This window comes from Amycolatopsis sp. NPDC051071 (genome assembly GCF_040682875.1).
Lineage (GTDB): Bacteria > Actinomycetota > Actinomycetes > Mycobacteriales > Pseudonocardiaceae > Amycolatopsis.
The window spans coordinates 1-2,775 of the sequence record NZ_JBFBBY010000312.1; the positions used below are offsets into that span (position 1 = coordinate 1).

Below are 2,775 nucleotides of genomic sequence, written 5' to 3' on the forward strand. Positions count from 1 at the left end.
GATCCTTCGCGCCGACTCGGGGCAGATCTTCCTTGCCGGTCAGCGGGTCGACCAGCTCAACGAGCGTAAGCGCAGTTGGGTCGTTCTAACAACCCAAATCACTCACGACCCGGCGACCCGGCCGCATCCGGTGGCCGTGTGGATTCTGGCGCGTTAGATGATCCGAAATCCACACAGTCCCGCACGACAGTCCCGGTCACCCCCGGATCCGGCGGGGTGTGCTCAGGAGATCCAGAATCGCCACCCGACCGCCTGACGTTGCCCGCGCAGCGACCACCCCGGGAGTCAAGAGAGCAAGTCCACCAGCGCGTCACCACGAGGTGTCCGGACCACCAGGACGACCTGGCCCTCGCGGTGCCGCTGGATCAGCCCCGCCGAGACGAGCTGTTCACAGTGGTAGGTCGCGGTGCTCGCGGCACACGAGAGGAGGTTCGCGATCTCCCCCATGCGCGCGGCCCTTCCCAAGTGCCGCAACAGTTTCGCGCGGTGGGCGCCGACGACCAGGTCGAGTCCGTCGACGCCGGGGCGGGGTTCGGCCCGGCCGTTGTCGAGCAGGCCGTCCAGTCCGGGCAGGGGGTAGCCGATCCAGATGGCGTCCTCTTCGTCGAAGTTGGCCACCACCGATCGGCAGCCCGCGAGCATCGGGACGAGGATCAGCCGGCGGCCGCGGGTGGAGTAGCGCGCCGGTTCGGCGTCGGGTAGCAGCAGTGCGCCGCTTTGGAACCGGAAATGGGGCCGCAGCAGGCTGAGTACCGCGTCGGTCCCGCCGCGGACCGACGCGACGCCGATCCGCTCGATCTCGCGGTCGAGCAGGGGACGGGCTTTGGTCCACAGGTTCTCGGTGGCCAGCCTGGTCGCGGTGAAGGCGTCCGCGAGGGAAGGGGCCCAGCGTCTCGGATGGTCGGCGGCCTGCCGCCAGTGCGCGGGCAGCCGGTCGCCGAAGACCTCTTCCAGCCCCTTCAGGACATCGGCCTCCGGCAACTCACGCAGCACCTCCGCCTGGCTCGCGGCGGAGGCGTCTCGCGCGGGGCTGATCGGCACGATGAAGTCGGGCTGCACGGAGGTGCCCCGGCGGGTCAGCGCGCTCGCGGCGCGGTAGCCCTGCTCGGGGATCGCCGCGGCCACCTGGCGGCGCCAGGCGGCTGGCAGCCCGCGGTCATATCCGCCGACGACTTCGACCAGCATCGAGACGAGCGAAATATGCGGGGAAACCGCTACTCCGACCTGAATCGTGCTGGTGTCACCGAGTTCGAGCCGGGTATAGGAGGCCTGGGGCGGCGTCTCGCGCATCCGGTGTCCCTCCTGGGATTGGGCGTCGCAGCACGCGATATTAGCGCCCCTGGTCAATACCCAGTCCGGGCCGGAAACGAGCCGCAGGACGCTTTTCCCTGGTCAGAGGCGGGGAAAGCGTCCTGCGGCCGATACGGCGACCTCAGCAGGCGAGTTGCTCATTCATGATGAGGAACGCGCCGAGACCGTGGAAATCGTTGGTGTTGCGCTGACGTGCGTAGTAATACGCCGTGTCTCCGACATTCGTGCCTTCGGAGATGTTCTCGATGTTCGTGAGGCCGTCTTGGCCGGTCGAAACCTGGGAAAGGACACCGGAATAGCCCTTCGCGGCCACTGGTCCGTACTCGCGGCCGACGTAGCCGCGTTCCACCGCGCGGGAGAGCAGGAACGTGTACATCGCCGAAGCCGAGGTCTCCAGCCAGTTGCCCTGCTCGCCGCCTCGGTCGACGAGCTGGAACCAGCGGCCCGAAGCCCGGTCCTGCCACCGGGTGTAGCCGGCCGCGAGGAACCGGACGATCTCGACGAGACGACGTCGCCGGGGATGGCCGGCCGGCAGGATCTCGAGGAGGTCGATCGACGCCATCCCGAGCCAGCCGATCGCGCGGGCCCAGTGGTACGCCGAATGCCGCCCCGGCCCCGACGCCCACGGTTCCGAGCCGTCCTCGTCGTAGGCGTGGTAGAGCAATCCCTTCGCGGGCTCCTTCAGCCGGTCGAAGTAGACGATGACGTTCTTCGCGGATTCTTCGTAGCAGTAGCCGGGATCGCCGAAGGTCTTGCCGTACAAGGCGAGGAACGGCTGCGCCATGTACACGCCGTCCGCCCACAGCTGGCCTGACTTGCTCGTGGCGTGGAACATCCCACCGTCGGACGTCCGGGGATAGGACGGGAACCGGTTTCGCAGCTGCCCGGCCGCGGTCTTGTACTTCGCCTGCCCGGTTTCGGTGTACAGCAAGGGGAACATCTGCCTGGAGCGCATCGCGTCCAGATTGGTGAACCCGTTCGAAATGCCGTCTTCGGTGACGAACCGGTCGTACCAGGCGAGAATGTAGTCGAGGTAGCGCCGGTCACCGGTGCGCCGGTAGACGAGGTACTGGCCATAGAGGTACAGACCGCGGGTGTAGCCCCAGCCGCCGAGTGTGGCCGGGGTGAACCGCTTCATCGTCGAGTCGACGACCGCGCGGGACCAGTCCACCGGTGCGGCAGCGGCGGCCGCACCGGGGACGGCCAGCGCGCCGAGCGCGCCCGCGGTGCCCAGCAGCATCGTCCGTCGTGAAAGGTGAGGATCTGGGGACATTCGTGGCCCTTCCTGCGCCGGGGACACCGGGAGAGTGGTGGCCGGGATGCCGATCCGCCGTCCGTCGGCATCCCGGCCGGCTCGGACACGCCCTAGGGCGTGTCTGGCAAATCTCGTTCGTGGTCTTCGCGCCCAGGCGGTCCCTGGCGGCGTGGGGGGGGGGGGCCGGGACTTGACGGAAGCGGGCGTAG

Annotated in this window: 2 protein-coding genes; both read right to left on the minus strand. The window is 68.4% G+C overall.

From position 1 onward, the window contains the following. Nucleotides 1-285 precede the first annotated feature (285 nt). Entirely contained in the window at nt 286-1,290 is a 1,005-nt protein-coding gene (locus tag AB0M65_RS40640) for a helix-turn-helix domain-containing protein (protein ID WP_364040949.1), read from the minus strand. A gap of 142 nt (nt 1,291-1,432) precedes the next feature. Further along, nucleotides 1,433-2,584 (minus strand): glycoside hydrolase family 88 protein, encoded by a 1,152-nt coding sequence (locus tag AB0M65_RS40645; RefSeq protein ID WP_364040952.1) that lies wholly within the window; start codon nt 2,582-2,584, stop codon nt 1,433-1,435. Nucleotides 2,585-2,775 lie beyond the last annotated feature (191 nt).

What these genes read in the sequence shown, in the direction of transcription:
- AB0M65_RS40640 (WP_364040949.1), bottom strand. Translation starts at nt 1,290, where the DNA reads ATGCGCGAGACGCCGCCCCAGGCCTCCTATACCCGGCTCGAACTCGGT.
- AB0M65_RS40645 (WP_364040952.1), bottom strand. Translation starts at nt 2,584, where the DNA reads ATGTCCCCAGATCCTCACCTTTCACGACGGACGATGCTGCTGGGCACC.